The organism is Microbulbifer halophilus (assembly GCF_026183675.1).
Lineage (GTDB): Bacteria > Pseudomonadota > Gammaproteobacteria > Pseudomonadales > Cellvibrionaceae > Microbulbifer > Microbulbifer halophilus.
Genome location: NZ_JAPIVK010000040.1, coordinates 1 through 21,412 on the forward strand (window position 1 = coordinate 1; position 21,412 = coordinate 21,412).

Here is a 21,412-nt window from a genome sequence, read left to right on the forward strand (position 1 = left end):
CCCGGCCCCGCTCGCGAATACCGTGCCCCTGGCCTCGGCATCGAACGCCCGCACTTGTCCGTCGGGGGAACGGAAGGAACCCTGCGTATGAAGGTAACCGGAATGCTGCGGCATATTGACCTGTACACCGCCGGCCAGCGCCATGTCGCACTCAAAGTTCAACAAAGCCTTGCAAGCCAGGTGCAGGGTCACCAGTGACGAGGAACAGGCCGTATCCACGGCCATCACTGGACCACACAGATTCAGGCGGTGTGCGATGCGGGTGGCGGCATAGCTGCCGTGATTTCCGAATACCGTGTAGTCGTCCCCAAGGGAGCGCATAACCTCCGGCTGTGAAATCAGGTTGTGCAGCAGGTATTGACTCACCGGCAGGCCGAAGAAAGCGCCGACCTCTGCGCTGCGTTGGCTGCCTCCATGACCAGCGCGATCGAGCACATCCCGCGCTACCTCCAGTAGCAGCCGATGTTGGGGGTCCATTGCCTGCGTCTCGCGCGCGCCAATGTCAAAGAACTCGGCGTCGAACAGGTCGATATCTGCCGGATTGGCCGCAATAGGGACAAAATTTGGATCCGAGCGCACCTCCCCGGGCACACCGACAGCATCCAGTGCATCCGAATCGAGGCGGCGGATGCCGCAACTACCGGAACAAACATTGTTCCAGAAGGTTTCCACATCCGAGGCGCCGGGGAAGCGCCCTTCAAGCGCAATAATCGCGATGGCCAGATAGTCCGACATCGATTGATCAGTCATGCGTCACCTCTCGCTCACGGCGCCGGCGGCTCCTGAGGGCCGCCTCTTTCTGTCGCTGCGCCTGCGCACGGGTACGCTCTCGACGCCCGTCTCCCTCATCCGCGCCCCGCTCAAGCGAGGTCGCAAGTTGGCCGATGGTGGGATGCTTGAAAAGATCCACCAGATCCACCCTGCGATCGAGCTTGGCGTTCAGTTTCATCCGCATGCGAATCAATCGCATCGAATCGCCACCGATTTCGAAAAAGTGGTCGTCTATGCCTACATTTTCCCGATCCAATACCTCCCGCCAGATCGACGCCAGCAACGACTCCATCTCGGTTCGCGGCGGCCGCGAGCGCGAGCGTTGCGCTGCCTCCGGCGGCGCCGGCAGCGCCTGCCTGTCCACCTTGCCGTTGGCCGTCAATGGAATCCGCTCCACCAACACCAGGGCGCTCGGCACCATATACTCAGGCAGCGTCTCTGCCAGCGCTTCGCGCAAACGCTCCTCGGGCGGAACCGGAACCGGCTCCAGCTCCCAGCGCCGTGTCATCTCCGCGTCGATCGCACCCAGCAGCCAGCTATGCACCACTTCCGTTCCTGCCTCTGCGCCCAGGCGTCGCGACAGCCCCGGGGCGTGGAAACCACCGATCGGACACACGCCCACTCCGGCCTTCACCGCCGCCACCGACAACCGCTGACCCTGCATCCCGCAGGACAGGCGCAGGTCCGGTGTCGGTGCAGCCACGGCATAGATCGCCAGCGCCCTCTGCGTATAGGCAGCTCCTGCCCCGCCGTCGTAACGCTCTGGCGACACCTCCCTGCCCGTCTCCAGCAATACACATGTCTCCGCGGTAGGGCCGAGACGGTAGTAACCCGCCTCCAACCCGTCCACACTTCCAGGGGTTACCTGCGCGTACCACTTTACTCCCGCGGAGGCCTGCAGGGCGGACAACACCGCTGCAAGCTGTTCCGGCTTCAAGCTGCGCCCGGCAAAATGTCGGTAACTCTGTCGCTCCAACAACCCCAGCCGCACACTTGCAGGCTGCACAGCCGCAGCTGTCACGCTCAGACTTGCCAGCAGCTGTTCGGTTGCCTCCAACCCCTGCAGCTCCGCCGCACCCGCCGCTTCCACAACCGATAGCGCGATCCCGTGTACCGGCGCCGCGAGCCGAAGCAACTCCAGCATATAGCCTGCCTCTATCTCGCACAGCTGCACGCTGTCCGCACCATACACCGGCTCTACTGCCCGTCTGGCCGCCACCAGGTGCAAACGCATGCCTTTTCCACCTGCGGCTCCCACTCGCTGAAGGCGATGGCCCACCGGGTCGTAGTAGTAAGTGCCTGATAGTAATCCAGACATATCTTCTCCCACTTCCAGGTAAGCCCGGACCGGGTTCAGACTGCCCGTTGACGGGTAATAGTGTTTCGGTAGCGACGCACCTTCTACGGACATTGCGAGCAATGCTCCCAGCCAGCCGCCCAGTGTCGGAACGTCTGGCGCTTCATCGCCACCCGCCGCCGCCGACCAGGACAGACCCAACTTGCCGGTCGGTCGCGGTAACTCTATGCCCACGTCCTCCACCGTACGCAGCCCTGGGCGGCTGAGCTTAAACAGCGCCTGCTCCGCCGTCGTCGATGCAGCTTCCGGTGCCGCCTCTGGCACCACATAAGCCACCAGCCGCTGGTGCTGGGCCGTCTCCCCGGCCGCGATCACTGCCGCGTCGCGAACATGTGGCTGGCGTTGTAGCGCCGCCTCGATCTCACCCAGCTCTATCCGATAGCCCCGAATCTTGACCTGGCTGTCTCGCCGGCCCAGAAACTTGATACTCCCGTCTGGCCGATAGCACCCCAAGTCGCCCGTCCGGTACAGGCGCTCCCCCGACACCGTCACAAACGCTGCATCGGTCTTCTCCGTATCGCGCCAGTACCCCTGCGCCAGCCCAATTCCACCGATGTACAAATCCCCGGGCACCCAGTCGGGGCACGGCGACAGGTCGCTCTTGAGCACGTGATAGGTCTGGTTTGCCAGCGGATATCCGTATGGAATGCTCGTCCAGGTTGGGTCCACCCTGTCGATCAAATAATGAATCGACCAGATCGATGCCTCCGTCGCTCCACCCAGGCTCCGCACTCGCACCCCCGGCGCCAGGGCCCGGATGCGGTCGGGTAATCCCACCGGAATCCAGTCTCCCGACAACATTACCTCCCGCAGAGAGTCCGGCAACGGCTGTTCATGCTGCTCGTGATACTCCAACAACAACTGCATCAGCGAAGGCACCGTGTTCCACACCGTGACTTGCGCCGACGACAGCAACTGCGACCAGTGCGCCGGATCCTTTTCCTGGCCCGCATCCGGCATCACTACCACGCCCCCGGCTGCCAACAAACCGAAGACGTCATAGACTGATAGATCGAAGCTCAACGACGATACTGCCAATATCCGATCGCCAGAACCGATCTGCAGCAACGTGTTGATTCTGTCGATGGTGTTTCGCGCTCCGCGGTGATCGATCATTACCCCTTTGGGCTGACCGGTCGAACCTGAGGTAAATATGACGTACGCCAAGGTCTGCAAATCCTGCAACGGCTCTAGCGGCGGAAGCTCCTCTCCCGATAAGCTGGCCACATCCACCACCCAGTGGCTCAACCCCTTGGGCCAGGCCACATCCCGATCCGCGCCTGGCTCCGTCAGAACCCGCTTTACCTCCCCAAGGGACAGCAACTGGTCGATGCGTGCCGCCGGCAGATCCGCATCGATCGGCAGGTAGGCCGCTCCCGCCTCCAACACCGCAAGCACCGCCACCACCTGCTCCCAGCCTTTGCGCATCACCACTGCTACCAACTCACCGGGGCGTGCCCCTGCGTTCCGCAAAGCGTGCGCGTAGTGCCGCACCAGTTTGCGCAGCTGACCGTAAGTGAGCTGGCGCGAACTCGACCACACCGCCATGGCATCCGGCCTGCGAGATGCCTGCTCCTGAAAGCCTGCGTGCAGCAGTGCCTCCGACCATCGCGCCGAGGTCGCGTTTGCTTGCTCCCGTATATGCGTTTGATCCGGCGGTAAAGACAACGCAGACTTCCCGCTCCAAGCCAATGTGTCAGTCGCCAAACGCTCCAAAAGTGCTCGGTAGGAATCCAGCATCGCATCCAGCATCCCCGCCGGAAACAAGGCGTCGACCGCGTCCATTAAAACGGTCAAGGCACCATCGGTTTCCATAACTGCCATGTCCAGAAAAGTCTGCGGCGTATGCGAGACACCAACACGCTGATCCGCAAGGCGCCGTTCGGTCGGGCTTTGCGGTGCTTGCTCGAAGATAGAAAGGTCACTGGTGAACACAACAGGCATCGTCGCCGCAAGGCCACCACCGCGGCGCTGGTTGAGTTCGCGGATAACTTCCACACCGCCAAATTGCCGGTGTTCAAGGTCCCGCCACAACTGGTGCTGCGCAGCGCGCCCGCGTTCAACGAAGGATGCCGCAGTGCGGTGATCTATCTCCAGTAGATTCAACGACGTGAAGTCGCCTATCACATTATTGATTTGTGGATGCAACGCCAGCCGATTGAACAGAGTGACATTGATAGTGAAAGCAGGTTCTTCTGCCCAGCACCCGATCACTTCGGCAAATGCGGTCATCGCAAGCACGGACGGTGTGATGCCATTTTTTTGCGCGGCCTGTTTGATGTGCCCCCACTTCACGGCATCAATCTCCACGCAACGTCGTGAAAACCGAGGATAAACCAGGCTGGAAGGAGACATGGCCATCGGTAAATTCGGTGCCAACGGCAATGTATCAAGACGATCAATCCAATACTCCCGTGCCCGATTATAGGCCGGAGTATCGCGCAGACTTCTCTCGGCCAGCACGAAGTCACGAAACGTGACCTGCAGCGGCTCCAGTTCGGCATCCGGCTCGTCGATCAACAACGCCAGTTCCCGATACAGGATGTTCAGGCTGGCCCCATCGAAGATCATCATGTCCAGATAGAAATGGAGGATCCAATCGTCCTCGCCGATTCGGCTCAGGCGTATATCCGCCCAGGGCGAACTCCCGGGATCCCGTATCGTCATCTCCTCTCGAACACGCTCCAGGGCCGCATCCCGATCCTCACGCGGCAGCGCTGCAATATCATGGATGGCTATGTCGGGGGGCTGAGTATCTGCCGTGATAACTTGTCTACCTTCCGCGTCGACGCGCATCCGGAGCATGTCGTGACGCCCGACAATGCGTTTCCACGCGGATCGGACCACACTGGGATCGCAGCGGCCGATATGCACTTCGTTGTAGTTGAAAGCAGGTGTGTTGCCCAACTCCAGTCCTGGCGATCGACCAATCCAGTAGGCTTCCTGAATTGGCGTCAATGGAAACGGTGTATATCGTTCTTCCGGGTTCGGTTTGATGGGCGGCAGCTGCGCATTGACAGCATTTTCGTCATCCGGCCGCTCCGCCAGCGTTTGCATCAAGCCAGAAACTGTTGGCCGTGCCAGCAGGGATTCCAGATTGACTTGCAACCCTAGATGGTCGCGTAGCCGGTTGACCAACTCCACAGCCAGTAGAGAATGGCCTCCCAATGTGAAGAAGTCATCATTGATGCCAACGCGCGGAACGCGAAGCAATTCCGACCATTCGCTACAGACATTCGCTTCAAGTGATGTGCGTGGCGCAATGTAGCCGCCTGCCATGTCCTCCTTTTCCGGAATCAGTTTGGGTAGCGCCCGCCGGTCAATCTTCTTAGTCAAGGTTAGAGGCATGGCCGACAACAGCTTCCAGGAAGCGGGTACCATGTAATGTGGCAAGTGCTGTCGCAAATGATCGCGCAGAGCCTCTGGATCCACATCATCTCGCGGTTGCACGAAAGCATGCAGGCGATTGTCGCCACGCTCATCTTTCACGGCGATCACGGCTGCCTGCTCGACGCCCGGGTGGCCCCACAGTACCGCTTCAATTTCACCAAGTTCGATACGATAGCCACGCACCTTGACTTGATTGTCGGCACGCCCGAGAAAGTCCACAGATCCGTCGGGCAACCAGCGCGCAAGATCCCCTGTGTCGTACATGCGCGCCCCGGATTTCCCAGAAAACGGATCTGGAAGGAAACTCGCAGCGGTCAGATCCGGCCTATCCCAATATCCTCGAGCCAACCCCAAGCCACCGACATAAAGTGTTCCAGGAACCCCGACCGGAACCGGTTGCAGCGCAGCATCGAGAATATAAAAGCTGGTATTGGCAAGCGGTTTACCGATCGAAACATTGGACGAGGCATCCCGCTCGCCATCAACCTGACAAAGATGGCAGGACGACCAAACCGTTGTTTCACTTGGGCCATACATATTCCACAGCTCACCCCCCAGGGAGATGAGCTTTTCCTTGAGCCCCAACGGGAGCGCCTCACCACCGCACAAGAGACGGATTTGTACAGGCCAACTTCGGTCGCACCCGGTTACTAGCCGCCACGCTGCCGGCGTAGCCTGAACGAGGCTTATTTGTTCATTCGCTAAACGTGAAACAAACCCTTCCGCATCGAATACGCTTCCGCTTGGTGCAATCACGACCGTACCCCCGGAACACAGAGGCAGGAACATCTCTACCACCGACATATCGAAAGAGAAGGTGGTAATCGCAAGCAGTCTGTCGTTGCTCGAGAAACCTGGCCGGCACTGCATGGCAGCCACCAGATTGAGTACCGAGCTGTGGCTGACCGATATACCCTTTGGCTGCCCGGTCGAACCCGATGTATAGATGAGGTAGGCCAGTTGTTCTGGCGAAACCGTACCCCTGCGATTACTGCTGCAATGGCCGGCCGCCAGCGCTTGCACATCCACCTCGATGACAGGAGCCCCTTCCAGAACAACGCGACTGCGATACTCCAGTTGGGTCAGTAGAATGCTGATCCCGGCCTGCTCGGCGACCAACCGTAGACGCTCGTCTGGGTGTTCCGGATCCAGCGGCACATACGCAGCGCCGGCCTTAAGGATCGCCAGCACGGACACAAACTGCGCAAGCGAGCGGTCTATGCACAAGCCAACGCGATCTTCCGGCTGCACGCCTTTTTCAAGGAGGTGGGTTGCAAGACGGTTGGAAGCGGCGTTCAGCATGCCATAACTGACATGTATATCATCGATGAGCAGCGAGATCGCATCGGGAGTCTGGATAGCATGCCGTTCGATCAGCCCGTGAATGGATTGCTCGTCAGGCAGCTCCAGTGTCGTCGTATTGACCCGGGCCAGTCGACCGCGCTCGTTTTCCCCAAGAAGGTCAAGATACCGGACCGTGCAATTCGGATCAGCCAGAACATTATCCAACAGGGCGCAATACCCCGACATCAGCGCATCGACGGTTTCCGGGCGGAAGATATCAAGATTGAAATCAAGATCAAGACTGAGAGAGCCATTGATCTCAGAAATGTTGAAAAACAGGTCGTATGAGGTATAGGGTGTTGCCTGCGGCTCAACGTTTAATTCCAACCCAGGTATCGTCTCCAGGGAGACTGGCAACTCCAGATTAAAAATCGCATCGATGAGAACTGAGCGATTGCCGCCTCGCTCTACCGGAAGTTCGTCGATTAGCCGTGCAAATGAGAATTCTTGATGCTCGTACGCTTCGAGCAATTGCTCGCGCATCCGTGCCAGATGGGCGCCGAACTCCATATTCGGTTCCATCTGGCTCACGATCGGAAGCAGCGAACCACAGTAACCAACCAGGGTGTCGCTCCCGGACACGAATCGTCCTGCCGATGGCGTGCCTATGAGCAGCTTATTCTGCCGACATATCCGGTGAAGTAATACGGAGAAAGCGGTAAAGAGCAGCATGAACAGCGTCGCACCCTTGTTGGCAGCACGAGATCGAAGCTGCTTTGTATAGTCTTCCCCTAGCCTGCGATTTGCCCGCGCTGCGCGAAAGCTGCGCGTACGAGGACGTCTGAAGTCGCAAGGAAGTTTCGTCAAGGGAAGCGGGGCTTGTAATAGATCACGCCAGTACGCATGGTTGCGATCCTTTTTCCCGTTTGCACCACGAGCCGCATCCGCCGCCAGGAACTCATCAAACTGCATAGCCTCGGGCAGTTCAGAAGAGTTTCCATCGTATACGCTAGCATAAACTGCGACGATCTCCCGCAACAAAAGTGACAAGGACCACCCATCTGAAACGATATGGTGAGCGGTCAGCATCAGTAGGTGATGATCCGTGGCCAGACGATAAAGGCGCACCCGGAACAATGGGCCCCTAGAGAAATCAAACGGTTGTTCGCAGTTGTGCGTGATCTGCTCTCGAAGCGCACCTAAGCGCTTTTCCTCTGGCAGCTTTGAGATATCAACTAGCTTCGTATCCGGGGCCATTTTCAGATGGACACAGCGATGCTTTCCATCACTAGAAATAGACGTCCGCAGGGCATCATGGCGCGCCCAGACAGTCTCTATCGACTTGCGCAGCAAGGCGCGGTCAAGCGCCCCCCTAAGGCGCAGATTGATAGAGATGTTGTACGCTAGGGAGCCGGCCGGACCAAGTTGCGAAAGCATCCACAATTGCCGCTGCAGCTCGGTCAGCGGGTGCAGTGTCACACTCGTTGGTGGAAGTTCCTGTATCGACTCCATTCAGAGATCCTCCTCTAGGACCGTCATCCGATCGGAATCGATATTGGGCTGCTCCACCCCCTCCTTCTTTGATACCTCAGTGTAATTATTTGGGGATGCGAAGCGCTCTCGGAGACGATCGAGGTGCGGTAAGCTTTCGAGTACGCGTTTGCTGTCGATCCCGAAGTCGACAAAACATGCCAGTTCAGTGACACCGGCATCGATTAGCGACTCTACGATCGGTGCGCAGCTCTCCGGCGACCCGATCAGCGCCGAGTTCTCGACATAACGGCGATAAGCGACATCGAGCAGATAGTCACGATCTTCCTGGGAAAGTGAATCAAAGCTCTTTTCCTTGTCAAAGTTCCTAGCCAGCGAGTCCAGCAGCCCAGCCATGGTCGCAAGATAATCGCGGAACGGCTTGGCGGCGACTACACGTGCCTGCTCGGCATTTTCGGTCACGTAGGCATGCACAAGCACCGTGACTCCACCCGTATCCGGATCCAGGCCGGCTTCTGCACGTGCGGCTTGATAGACCTGGATGTTGGCGGCTAGCTCGTCCACGCTCTGCCCCATCATGTTGGTCAAAATTCCGAACCCCCGGCGTCCTGCCTCAGCGTATGTATCCGGGTTCTTGACTACCGTGATCCAGATGGGTAAATCTGACCGCTTGGGCATCGGGAAGATTCTTGCCCCGAATGGCTTTCCGGTTCCGCCAGTGAATTCCACCGTCTCTCCCCGCCACAACTTCCGCACCACTTCGATGTTGCTGAAGGTGATGGTGCGATTGTCCGAATAAGCTTCCGGAGCGAGTACGAAATCATCGGGGTGCCACCCGGATGCGGCGGCAATACCGACCCGGCCTTGGGACAAGTTGTCAACAAGCGCCCATTCCTCTGCGATTCTCACTGGATGGTGCAATGGCACTACTACGCTACCTGCGCGCAATTGAATGCGACTGGTTTCACGCGCAAGGGCAGCAGCAGTCACAGATGGATTAGGAGAAAAGCCACCGAAAGCGTGGAAATGTCGTTCCGGAATCCATACTGCCTTAAAATCGTGGGCATCGGCGAAACGCGCGCTCGCAAACAGCAGGTCGTACTTCTCCTTATCAAATTCACGTTCGTAACGGCCAAAAAAGGACAGGCTGAAATCGACTGGAAGCCTCTTCTTCTCCCCGACAGCTGTGTAGGATGCCTGTGTTGGTGAACGTTCGCATGTGGAGGGTGGCGCAGCGACACACTCTGTTTTTGTACTCTCCGACAACTCGCCGGCACCGGCTGCGGAAGCCCCAGGAGGCAAAAACCCACCTTCGCGCAACGCTTCGACCGATTGTTTGAACGCACCGACTATATGCGCCAAGTCTTCGTCAGTGTGTGCGGTAGAAAGCGCGTACACCCGCCCTTCCCAGAGCAACACACCTTTTTCTAGCAAGTGATAGTACATCAAGTTGGCATTGCCGCCGAACGCAATGCGAAACAAGGAACAGAAATGGGAGACTCGTAGCGGCAACCCTTCCGTATTGAAGTAGGCATTGAGCTCCTTTGCGAAAGCTGCAGTACTTGCGTTGAGGTGTTCCTGTAAGCCTGGCCCTTCTTGCTTGAGGTGTTGAAGAGTCGCGTATGCAGCTGCCATCGCAAGTGGATGCTTGCTATGGGTACCCGAAACAAACGTCGTCTCAGTTTCAGGATACGATTTGTCGCCATACCGCCATTGCCCACCATCTACCGCATCCATGAAGCGGCCACAACCCGAGATAACCCCGATAGGCAGCCCGCCGCCAATAATCTTGCCGTATGTAACGAGATCTGCCCGTAACCCGAACAGTGCCTGGGCGCCGCCGAGATGACACCGAAAACCGGTCAACATCTCATCAAAGATCAGCGCGATGCCTTGTTCCTTAGTGAGCTTCCTTAGAGCATGCAGGAATGCGCGCGGTTGCAATTCGAGCTGATGACTCTGTACAGGCTCTACCAACACACCGGCGATATGAGTCGCGTTCGCCTCAATATACGCCAACGACGCATCATCTCCGTAGTTGAGAACAACTGTGTTGGCAATTGAACTTTCGCTGATACCCGGAACCCCCGGCCGCGCTCTGAAATCATCGCCCCCGGAAGAGGGTACAACGATGGTGGCCTCGTGCTGTCCGTGATAGGAGCCACTGAAAATCACGATGATATCGCGCCGAGTCACAGCACGTGCAAGTCGACAGGCGATCATGATCGCTTCAGTCCCACTATTGACGAAAGCTGCGCGCTCATTTCCTGTCAGCTCGCAAATTAATGCAGCAACTTCGCCCGCCATCTCCGACTGTGGCCCCAGCTGCATACCACGCTCAAGCTGGTCCGCGATCGCGCGCCTTATGAAGGGCGGGTTGTGACCCAGAAGATTCACGCCAAAACCCATGGTAACGTCGATGTATTCATTGCCATCGATGTCCCAAGTGCGCGCACCCTGAGCCGAGGCGCCCACCAGTGGGTAGTGCATCTCCTTGGTCAGTGCTCGGAACCCCGCTGCCACACGGTTGTCCGCCAGATGTGGTCGATGTCGTTGCGCATAGGCTTTAGAGCCTGCGGTACGCGCGCAGTATCTTTCGATGAGTGCATCGAGATGGCGACGCTGGGGTTCCGTGAGCTGCTCTATAGTCGTCTCGGCAACCTTCCACTGAGGGATCGATGCCGTCACCGCTGGTGGTGGCTCAGTCGGCCTAGAGGTTTCCGCGGTTTTGCTTTCCATCATCGTTTGCGGCAATGCAGCACCCTGTGGGCCGGCGCCCAAGAGCTGCAACTGGCTTTGCATCAGCTGGGTCATCGCCCGAATCTGGTCGTACAGGAGGGCATTGACCTGACTGGAGAGCGGTGCGGAACTGGAAGCTGAAACCGTCGAAGTCTCATGGGCTGGGGCTTCGGCTGTAGGTTCGGGCGGTAACTGTGCCGGCTGCTTCGCGGAAGTCTGGGGGCCTACCTTCGCCTTCGACTCGCAATGAACGCACAACAACTCAAGGTTGTATAGTGACTCGAAGATCTGACGCACCTCCAGCTGCAGGGAAAACTCGCGCTCGATCGTACGTATCACGCCAATCAAGGAAATCGAGTCCATGCCCATCTCCAGGAAAGGTGCAGTAGGATCGATCGTGTCAGCGGCCACGCCCAGGCTAGAACTAACGATTTCCTTAAGGCGAAGCATAACTTGTGAAGAGTCGGCTCCTGACGCTGTGGTACTGGCGTTAGTTTTATGTTCGCTCATTAGAGGTGCACTATTTTGTTTTCTGTTCCAACAACGCCGTCGCTGGAATGGGTAAGTTGGCAGATTTTCGGCTGAACAGGGTGCGTCCGGAAAAATGATATACCAATCGAGGTCAACGCCAGCGGCAAATAGGCGGCCAGCCACCGCTTGCGCCTGCGCCAACGGTGAACGGGTCTCTCCCGGCCATTGCAGCCAACGCAGCGGCGCTTGCGGAAGCAACTCTTGTGCAAGCGCGGTGAGGGTCGGGATTGGACCTATCTCCAGTACTGCGGTCACTGGCTCCGCCAGCGCGACCTGTGCGCCTGCAACGAAATCAACCGGTGACTCCAGATGACGTATCCAGTAGTCCTCCGGTAGCTGTGTTTCCGGGTCGTAGCAAATACCTTCCAGGCACGACACAAAACGGGTCCTGGCCACAGCGGTCGGCATGGTTCGGACAGGTGCAGAGAACGGCTCGATGACCGGTCGCATCAGCGGCGAGTGGAAGGCATGGGTGACATCAAGTAGCGTACAGCGGATGTTCGCTTCCTGTGCCCGCTTCTCGAACCGATACAACGCATCCCGGTCGCCAGCGCAAACGGTCTGCGTGGCACCATTCAAGGCGGCGATGTATACGCCTTCCTCCTCAGACAAGTGTGGCTTTAAGTCTTCGGCGGACATCTCAACGGCGAGCATACCGCCTGGCGCAACGAGTTCATCCATCAGGCGGCCGCGTATGCTCAGTAGATCAAGTGCTTCCTCGGTCTCCAGCATCCCAGCGGCATAGGCTGCGGCATATTCGCCTATACTGTGGCCACAGACGACTTCCATTTGCACGCCAGCAGCTCGCCATAGATCCACAAGTGCAATCTGGAATGCAAATAGCGCTGGCTGCGCGACTGCCGCACTCTGTAACAAGATCTTATCGCTACCAAGCAACACTGCTGCGAGTTCGCCCAAACCCTTGCGTTTGCTCCAGGCGATGCATTTGTCAAGACGCTGACGGAACACGGGAAAGGCTTCGTACAATTCTCGTGCCATGCCGGCATAGGCGGCACCTTGCCCAGAAAAAAACCAGGCAATTCTCGGCGCCACCGCGGGAACTTGCTCCTTAGCACATAGGTTCGGCCGGCGCCCCGTTGCGAGTTCTGTCAGGCGTTGCCGCATTGCCGCGGGCGAGGCCGCTACCGCGGCAGCTCGGAAATTCATGGGTGTACGGCCATGCGCTGCTGCCGCGCAAAAAGCGCGCAAGTGTTCCGTGGAAACGTCTGAGAGATTACTCGCATAACGCTGCATCAATTCGTCCAGTGCGGTTTCCGTCTTCGCAGAAACCAACAGTAAAGCCTGTTCCGCTGTTACTGACACAGCCTGAGTGTTTTCCGGAACATTTGGCGCTTCCTCCACAATAACGTGAGCGTTGGTGCCGCCAAAGCCAAACGAGGTCACACCCGCACGGCGGGCCCGCCCTCTATCTGGCCACGGCTGTGTCTGTGCACACACTTCAAGCTGTGTCTGTTCCCATGGAACTCTATGATTTGGCTTCCGGAAATGCAGACTCGCCGGCACAACACCCTTTTCCAGCGACAAAACCACCTTTAGCAAGCCGGCAATTCCCGCGCCCGCCTCCAGATGCCCGATGTTGGTCTTGACACTTCCGATCAGTAGCGGCGATGCCCGTTCGGCAAAAACCCGGGCCAAGGCGCCTGCTTCAATGGGATCACCAAGTGGCGTACCGCTGCCGTGGCTCTCGACATAGTCGACCGTCTCAGGGCTGACCCTTGCGTCCGCCAGGGCATCCCGGATCACAGATTCTTGTGCGGGCCCATTAGGTGCGGTCAGGCCATTGCTGCGACCATCCTGATTGACTGTCGACCCGCGAATTACGGCACGAATATGGTCTCCATCGCGAAGTGCGGCACTGAGCGGCTTGAGAAGCAGAGCGACACAACCCTCGCCGCGGACATAACCATCCGCACCGTCGTCGAAGCTCCGACAACGGCCGCGTGGAGACATCATACCCGCTTGCGAGAATGTAATCGTCAGATCCGGCGCCAACAGGAGGTTGACACCGGCAGCCAGTGCCAGATCACTCTCACCCTGTAGAATGCTTCGACAGGCCATATGTACTGCGACTAACGACGAAGAACATGCTGTATCCACAGCGATGCTCGGGCCTCGGAAATTCCACAGATAGGACAGGCGATTGGCTGCAATTGAGCAGGCGTTGCCCGTACCATCGTGCGGCCCTGCACTCGCATCATCTGCGAAAGGCAGGCGGGCGTAATCACTGCCACTGATACCAACGAACACCCCCGTTCGGCTCCCTGACAGCTGTTGGACGGCAACTCCGGCCGACTCCATGGCTTCCCATGCAACTTCGAGCAGCAATCGCTGCTGTGGATCCATGGCAACTGCTTCCGTACCGGAAATACCGAAGAATCCCGGGTCGAATTCGTCGACGTTGTCGATGAAACCTCCCCACTCGGCTCGGACCGGGCTTCCATCTGGGGCATAACAGGTATTCGGGGTACCGCGCTCCGGCCTTATCTGGGTGACCGCATCTACACCGCCTTCGAGGACACGCCAAAATTCATGGGGATTTTTCGCTCCCGGCAATCGGCACCCGATTCCCACGATGGCCACTGCGTCTCGATCTGCGCCTAGCGATGATCTCGTGGCTGCCGGTGTGACACTTTCTTCAGTGTTTCCGGCAAAGTACTCTGCAAGGGCAGTCGCGGTCGGATAGTCGTAGATCAGGCGCTCTGAAACCTTGCGTTGTAGCTTTTGCTCGATAAGTGCGGCCAGGCGCCCTACTCCCAGTGAGTTCAATCCATGGGCGGCAAACGGTACTTCCGGATCGACATCGGCCGGCAGAACTTCGAGTATCTGCGCTACGGCATGACAGAGCCACGATGCCAACGATCGCACTTCTGCCATCTCCACGGGTAGTGAAGAGACGTACGCGGCCTCTTCCACAGAAACGGTTCCAGCTGGGTTTACTACGGCCTCAACTCGCGGATGAAACCAGCTCGACAACGTCGACAGTCGGCCTTTGAGAAACTGCTCTCGCGTCTTCTCGCGTGTCACCTTGCCACTAGTGGTCTTGGACAAGGTACCGCGACGGACCAGTACAAAGCCCCGCAGCTGCAAGTCGAAACCTTCCGATATAGCCGTTGCAGTAGCACGTGCTATCTCCGCTATGTCTATCGGTACAGAACTCTGGGTCTCCGCTTCATAGACAGCAACAAGGCTCTCCTCGTCGCCGGTATCCACCGCGAACGCAACGCCAAAATCGCGACGCAGCAATGGATGGCACTCTTCGAGCGCCACTTCGATATCAGTTGGCAGGAAGTTCTGTCCACGAATGATAATCACGTCCTTGAGACGGCCACAGATATGCAGCTCATCGTCGAACATAAATGCAAGGTCCCCTGTTCTCAGGAACGGCTCCTCCTGTGTATCAGAGGTACATGCATGAAATACTGGCTTTGTTGCATCCGGTTTGTTCCAGTAGCCGAGTGCAACGCTGTCTCCGCGGACCCAAAGCTCTCCGATCTTGCCCTCCGGCAATGTCTGCAAGGTGTCTGGGTCAACGATTCTGATTTCAAGATCGTCCATGACCAAGCCGCACGACATAACACGCCTGCCCCGTTGCCGGGTGGAGCGGACGGGCTTTGCGATCAGTTTGCGAAGTCCGCGATCGCTGAATGTTCGTGCCTGAACCGGCTTTTCGGGCACGTCGCCACTGACGAACAGCGTGGTTTCGGCCATACCCATGGCGGGAGTCATTGCCTCTGCTGCGAATCCGCAATGCTCGAATGTACTGATGAAAGCATCAACCATCGCCGGTACGACCGGCTCACCGCAACTGACTGCCAAGCGCCAATGGGTAAGATCTAAACAGCGCCTTTCCTCTTCGCTGACCCGTTCCACGCACAGTCGGTAAGCGAAGTTGGGCGCCATGGCAATGTGTGCTCGGTAGTGGCCGATCGCGCGTAGCCAAGCTCCGGGTCGTTTCACGAAAGTTTGAGCTGCCATCAGGTACTGTGGCGCCCCCAAAAAAATTCCGAGCAGGTTATTTCCAACCACGCCGAGATCATGGAAGATCGGAAGCCAGCTGACGATGATGGAGTTCTCATCGAGTTGCCAGCGGCGCCGCATCATGTGCAAGTTGTGTAGCAGATTAGCGTGGCTGACCATCACACCTTTTGGCGTCGTGGTCGACCCGGATGTGTATTGCAGGAAGGCAACATCTTTACCGCCGACGCCGGGATCACTCCATTGCTCAGCAAACTCGTCGTCAATCGCAAGGGCATCCTGAACGACTGCGCGACTCCCGATTGCCTCAATCCAGGTTGACATCGCTCCCAGATCCGTGGACATGGCGAACACATGGCTGGCGTCGCAGTCAAGAAGGACACTACTGAGTCTTGCCGCCTTGAAACTTCTGCTATGAGGTGGAAACAGCGGCACCGGGATCGCACCACCATATAAGCACCCGAAAAACACCTCCATATAGGCGATACCAGTTGGCAGCGCGATTACAACGCGTTGCCCACGGGGGCCCCGAGCGGCAAGCCATGCGCCAATCGCACGCGCACGGAGGTCTAGAGTAGCAAAGTCAACTGTCGTCACCAGGGATTCTTTATCATCAATGAACCCGATAGCGGTTTGCTCGGCATCCGCAGCTCCGCGCCACCGCAACAGCTCGACGATACTATTTATTCTGGAAAACTCGCTTGTTTGGCGAAGTCCTTTTTTCGATACCGCCCCCCCCATGGGTATACGCTCCTGTTTGTGCGGCTTGCTCCGAGCCATCAACCGCTACGTTCTTTCCACCATCCAGTCAAGCAAACACTGGCGGCATCTGCGCATTCTTATTTCTGGTCTCTACTATCCGCGCAACAAGGCGCTCGCGCATAGCCTGGCGCGCCTCTTTTTCGATGAAGAAATGATCCCCGGGAAGCATCTCCAAGTTAAAGTCGGTGGAGGTGTGCGAACGCCAAGGTTCAAGACATTCTTGCTTTACACCTGGATCGTCAACTCCGCCATAAGCGTGAATAGGAATTGGCAACGGTGCCGCCGGAATATGTCGATAGGTTTCCGCAAGCGAGAAATCTGCGCGGAGGATCGGCAAGAACAGCTCCATCAACTCCGGATGCTCCAGGACCGCATCGGGCGTACCGTTGTAATCCTTTAGCGCGAGAATGAGTTCATTGTCCGGCAGCAGGTGGAGCCGTTGTTTGTGCGGTAATTGAGGTGCACGCTTCCCGGAAACCAGCAGTGTTTCCGGCAGGCGTAATCCTTTGTCCCGCATGGCTCGCGCAAGCTCAAACGCCAGCAGGGCACCAATGCTATGCCCAACAAACGTGTAGGGCAGCCCTGTCAGCGGACGAATGGCAGTAAGGATTTGCTCGACAAGCGAATGGAGAGAGCGTACAAGTGGCGTACCGTATCGCCGGCCTCGCCCCGGCAACTCCACCGCGATGAGCTGGACATCGGCCGGCAGAAACGATGCCCATTCACGGAACACTGCAAGGCTTGCACTTGCTCCGGCATACGGAAAACAAAAGACGCGATAAGCTGGTGCTGGCCTATCTCCATGAACCAAGAACCACTTTGAATTCTTCATCACCTCCCCCGTCCATCGGCAAACAGCGTGGCCTCAGTCTTATCAATAACCGCCAGACGACTGCACCCTGTCCATGGTCCCTAGCTTTCTTGCTCAGCCATCTTTTCCCGCAAGCTCAGAGGGCGCATGTCAACCCATACTTCACGGATATAAGCCAAGCACTCTTCTTTACTCCCGGTTTTGCCAGCGTCCTTCCATCCCAATGCATTATCGCGATTAGCAGGCCATATCGAGTACTGTTCTTCGTGGTTCATGACCACCTTGTATGTTCGATTATCGATATCGTCCGATTGCATGAAATTCGCTCCCTCAAAAGACCATTTAAAGGCACTGTCAAGCTTCGACCGTATCCTGCGCCTGTACTCGCTGTAGCGAACCTGTTCCCTCAAGCGAAATCAGATCCACCATAACCTCCACCACAACCGGTACAAAGTCAAGCGTCAGGTTACCAACTAATCGAACCTGCCCCTGTCCTGCGGTGAAGTCAGCTTCCGATAAATCACTTTCAGATGGATCAATACGCAGTCCAAGCTCAGTTCCCCCCCGGGTATCGGCAAACTTTATCAACACATAACCTCGCTCAATCCGCTCTCCCAGCTCCTCGCCGCCCGTGTAGCGCGTCATCGTCACTGGATGCTCACCATTGCTCAGAAAATCAACCAGTTCGCTCACTTTATCGTCTCCGTTGCCTCCATCGCTTACCCAGCTTCAAGCTGACTCGCACGTTGTACGTCGTCTGGGATTTCGAAACGCAGCTCCTTCTTACAAAATTCGGTCCACGCGTCCCCTTCACCACTAAAGATCACATGCTCTTCGAGGAAGATACCGTCGGTGACAGAAAGGTCCTCCTGAACATAAACCACATCTTCATCACCAAGCGATCGCGGCGCCCCCCCTTCGACAGAAGGTCGTGCAGCCTCTGCATCTTCCTTCCAATCAGAAAAAGCGCGTAGATGTTTTAATTGGTACCCTTTGCAGTAAGCCCCCATCTTTTTCGACATAACTCCTCCTAATATCCAGCCAGCAAACCCTTAGCCTTGACTCGCTGTGCCATTTTAGCGAACACGATCAATCCCACTGCCATCCACACTATGCCGTTCACTGCAGCGTACACCGCAAGTATCGGATCAAATGGCGTGTTGAAGGCCATGAGCCCCCGCAGCATGACCACACTGGGCACCATTGGCATCCACATTGCCGCTACCGCGATTACCCTGTCAGCACCAGACGTCCAATTTTCGAATGGGGTGAACATCAAAAGCAGGAGAAGCATCTGCAAGGACGGGAGCATTGCGCCCAAGCGCTTGACCTGAAGAGCAACTCCACCGACAATCAAGCCCATGCCGATCCCTGCGAGCAGGAGCATCGCAATTGGAAATGCTATAGCCGGGGAGAAACTCACTTCGCTTCCTGTCAACCACACGATAAGGCTGACCATAATGACAATCAGCACGATATCGACCAAGGTTTCGGAGAGAGCTCGGCAGAAGAAGATCCACCAGACCTTATAGCGCGACAGAAATACACTCTCCAGAACCCCGGTATCGGCTTCGGCCTGGATGGCAAGCGGCGGCTTATTGAGAGCCTTGGTTGCAAGGACCCAAGCTGTCCAACCTACGACCATAGCATTGAGATTCTCGCCAAATACTTCCTGTCCGGACAGATACTGAGCGCCCATGAAGAGGCCGTAGAACATCAACGTGCTGATGAACAGGGAGCTCGCAAAATTGGCCGGATAGCGAATGGTAAGCGCCAGCGTCCGAAGGAGTTCTATGTATAGAAGCCTGATCATGACCTATAGCCTTCTTCGGTTAGTTGAAGGAAAATGTATGCTAGATCAACTTTTGCACGTCCAAGAGAGCGAATCGGCGTTGGCCGAATTACGTTGAGAGCATTGTAAAGGTGATCACTATCACCAGGCAGGCATATACGGTCAGCTTCGAATGTGGCATTGAATTCATCGACAAGCACATCCCGATTAGCTGGAGATAATTCACCGCCGAGCTCTATTTCGTAGCCATCCGGGGTAAATTCAAGAATCAGATCCGTCTTGCTTGCCTCCTTGATGATCCGTCCATCGCGAATGATTGCAACTCGGTCTGCAAGCGTCTCAGCAATGTCGAGCTGATGTGTTGTCAACACAATTGCCATACCCTGTTCGCGCAACTCTCGAATCAGGGATATCACCTGCATTGAGGAGGATACATCCAACCCGAGAGTTGGCTCATCGAGCAGAAGCATCCGTGGCTCATGGATTAGTGCCACGGCGATGGCGAGCTTTTGCTGCATGCCACGGGAAAGGCTGCGCACCTGATGGTTGCGCTTGCTAATCAAGTCGAAACGTTCTAACAAAGCATCCGCGCGCCTAGAAGCAGTTCGCTGGGACAAGCCCTTTTGCACACCAAAGTAGCGCATATTCTCGAACGCAGTCATTCGCCAGTAGAGGTTGCGATTCCCCTCCAGCACGGCACCAAAACGTTCCATTGCCATCGGATTTCGGTGCGGATCCAGCCCATCAATCCATCCCGCACCTTCGTCCGGTAGCAGTAAGCCAGCGATCATCTTAATCGTTGTTGTCTTGCCGGCACCGTTCGGGCCAAGGAATGCAAACACCTCCCCCTTGTTAACCCGAAATGATACCCCAGAGACCGCTTGCGTATTACGACCGAAGGCCTTCTGCAAATCGTCTACGATCAGAACTTCCATCACGCGGCCTTCCTGTCCATAGCCCCACCTTAGCGTTCTTTGCTAGCTGAAATTATCATATATCACGCCACGTCGCAGATGCAATATTGCACAAGGACCCGCATGGCAACAGACAGATGGTTGGCGTGAAATATAACGTAATAGCTGGATGAAATGCTCGACGACTTGCTGCACGAGATCGTGCAATCCCGTAACCCTATTTGTTTGGGGTTTTGAAAGCCTCTTTCTATCTGTCAAACCCTTGTAAAGTTTCGCAGCGAGTGTCGCTTACAGAATAGGGTTCGGCAATGAAAACAGCGACTTATCCTTTATCGTAGCGCTTGTCGGACATGTGGCTCACCGAAGAAAGGCTAACAATGGAGTCTTTTGCAGGAATCGCAAATGTCCAATGACAACATGTTTCAATTCCTCACGCTTTTCACCATTCTCTTGCCGACACCGTGATTTTCTCAGATGATCCACACCAGTTCGCCAGGGTTCAGCTCAGGCGAATACGGCGGCAGTAGGACGGGCGTGCCGCCTCGTCCCTTTGCCCATCCTGCAAATCGTTGCCAACAGTTATTCACCAGTTCTCAAAAAGGCCACCTTTACCCCCATATCCGGCAGAATCCGTGGGTCACTTTCATCGATACCGATACGCACCCGTACCGTCGCCTTGGCGCGATCGGCGGTGGGAATAATAGCCTCGACTGTGGCCGGAATTTCCCACTCCGGATAGGCGTCCAGCTGCGCGCTGACTTTCTGCCCCTCGCGCACGCGGCCGATAAACGCCTCGTTGACGTCCACTTCGATTTCCAGCGAATCCATATCGACTATGGTGCAGATACCGGTGCGGGTGAAGCCGCCGCCGGCGGAGCTGGGCGAGACGATTTCGCCGGGTTGGGCATTCTTCTGCGTGACTACGCCGGCAAAGGGTGCGCGGATGGTGTGGTCCTCCAGTTGTTCGCGCTGGCGCTGGACCTCAAGCTGGGCCACGCGAATGTCCGCGCGCGCACTGGCCAACTCCGCGCGCAGGCTCTCGACACTGGCCTCGCTCTGGGTGAGTTCGGCGCGGCTGGAGTAGTTCTTGTCCATCAGGCCCGCGTAACGCACGCGCTGGCGCTGCGCCTCGCCCAAGTTGGCCCGGATGCTGGCAACCTGCGCCTGCAGTACCTCCACCCGCGACTGCGCCAGTTCCAGCTCTACCTGAGCCTTGGCGGCGTCCAGTTGCGCCAACACCTGACCGGCGTCGACGCGCATGCCTTCCTCTACCCCGACATCGGCGATCAGCCCCATTACTTGCGCAGAGACGGTGGCCGTGCGGCGGGCGGTGATATAGCCGGAGGCGTCGAGGACGGTTTCGTGAATTTTGACGGCGGGGATCTGTACCGGTGGTTGCGTGGCGGTGGGCTTGTCTGTACTGGCGGCGGGGGCTGCAGTTTCCGGCGGCGGATCGGCGGAGAACTGAGCCGCTGCCAGGGCGCCGACCAGTATGCCTACCGCGACGCTGATGACGGCGGCTACCAAGATGCTTCTGCCCGGTATGCCCGAATCAGCTGCCCCGTCCCGGTCAA

General features: G+C 57.2%; 10 protein-coding genes. All 10 read right to left on the reverse strand.

The genetic code is table 11. The features are described from left to right. Positions 1-750 (reverse strand): polyketide synthase (locus tag OQE62_RS16705; RefSeq protein ID WP_265723186.1); only part of this gene is annotated, 750 nt, incomplete at its 3' end. Then, entirely contained in the window at positions 743-8,314 is a 7,572-nt protein-coding gene (locus OQE62_RS16710) for a non-ribosomal peptide synthetase (RefSeq protein WP_265723187.1), read from the reverse strand. The genes OQE62_RS16705 and OQE62_RS16710, both read right to left, overlap by 8 nt. Further along, a complete protein-coding gene (locus tag OQE62_RS16715) occupies positions 8,315-16,300 on the reverse strand; it encodes a type I polyketide synthase (protein ID WP_265723188.1) in 7,986 nt (2,661 codons plus the stop codon). It abuts the gene before it with no gap. 67 nt (positions 16,301-16,367) lie between these two features. Then, complete coding sequence (locus tag OQE62_RS16720) at positions 16,368-17,153, reverse strand: thioesterase II family protein (RefSeq protein ID WP_265723189.1); 786 nt, start codon at positions 17,151-17,153, stop codon at positions 16,368-16,370. Positions 17,154-17,233: 80 nt separating this feature from the next. Next, positions 17,234-17,449, reverse strand: coding sequence for an MbtH family protein (locus OQE62_RS16725; RefSeq protein WP_265723190.1), 216 nt, complete (start codon positions 17,447-17,449; stop codon positions 17,234-17,236). Between the two features lie 37 nt (positions 17,450-17,486). Further along, on the reverse strand, positions 17,487-17,825 hold the full coding sequence (locus OQE62_RS16730) for a hypothetical protein (protein ID WP_265723191.1): 339 nt from the start codon (positions 17,823-17,825) through the stop codon (positions 17,487-17,489). A 26-nt stretch (positions 17,826-17,851) separates the two neighbouring features. Beyond that, positions 17,852-18,154: a hypothetical protein gene (locus OQE62_RS16735; RefSeq protein WP_265723192.1), complete on the reverse strand. Its 303-nt coding sequence runs from the start codon at positions 18,152-18,154 to the stop codon at positions 17,852-17,854. 8 nt (positions 18,155-18,162) lie between these two features. Beyond that, positions 18,163-18,945, reverse strand: a complete 783-nt coding sequence (locus OQE62_RS16740; protein WP_265723193.1) for a hypothetical protein — start codon at positions 18,943-18,945, stop codon at positions 18,163-18,165. Further along, a complete protein-coding gene (locus OQE62_RS16745) occupies positions 18,942-19,859 on the reverse strand; it encodes an ABC transporter ATP-binding protein (protein ID WP_265723194.1) in 918 nt (305 codons plus the stop codon). Before OQE62_RS16745 ends, OQE62_RS16740 begins: the two co-directional genes overlap by 4 nt. 558 nt (positions 19,860-20,417) lie before the next feature. After that, a complete protein-coding gene (locus OQE62_RS16750) occupies positions 20,418-21,365 on the reverse strand; it encodes an efflux RND transporter periplasmic adaptor subunit (RefSeq protein WP_265723195.1) in 948 nt (315 codons plus the stop codon). Between the last annotated feature and the right edge of the window lie 47 nt (positions 21,366-21,412).

What these genes read in the sequence shown, in the direction of transcription:
- OQE62_RS16715 (WP_265723188.1), bottom strand. Translation starts at nt 16,300, where the DNA reads ATGGGGGGGGCGGTATCGAAAAAAGGACTTCGCCAAACAAGCGAGTTT.
- OQE62_RS16720 (WP_265723189.1), bottom strand. Translation starts at nt 17,153, where the DNA reads ATGAAGAATTCAAAGTGGTTCTTGGTTCATGGAGATAGGCCAGCACCA.
- OQE62_RS16740 (WP_265723193.1), bottom strand. Translation starts at nt 18,945, where the DNA reads ATGATCAGGCTTCTATACATAGAACTCCTTCGGACGCTGGCGCTTACC.
- OQE62_RS16745 (WP_265723194.1), bottom strand. Translation starts at nt 19,859, where the DNA reads ATGGAAGTTCTGATCGTAGACGATTTGCAGAAGGCCTTCGGTCGTAAT.
- OQE62_RS16725 (WP_265723190.1), bottom strand. Translation starts at nt 17,449, where the DNA reads ATGCAATCGGACGATATCGATAATCGAACATACAAGGTGGTCATGAAC.
- OQE62_RS16710 (WP_265723187.1), bottom strand. Translation starts at nt 8,314, where the DNA reads ATGGAGTCGATACAGGAACTTCCACCAACGAGTGTGACACTGCACCCG.
- OQE62_RS16735 (WP_265723192.1), bottom strand. Translation starts at nt 18,154, where the DNA reads ATGTCGAAAAAGATGGGGGCTTACTGCAAAGGGTACCAATTAAAACAT.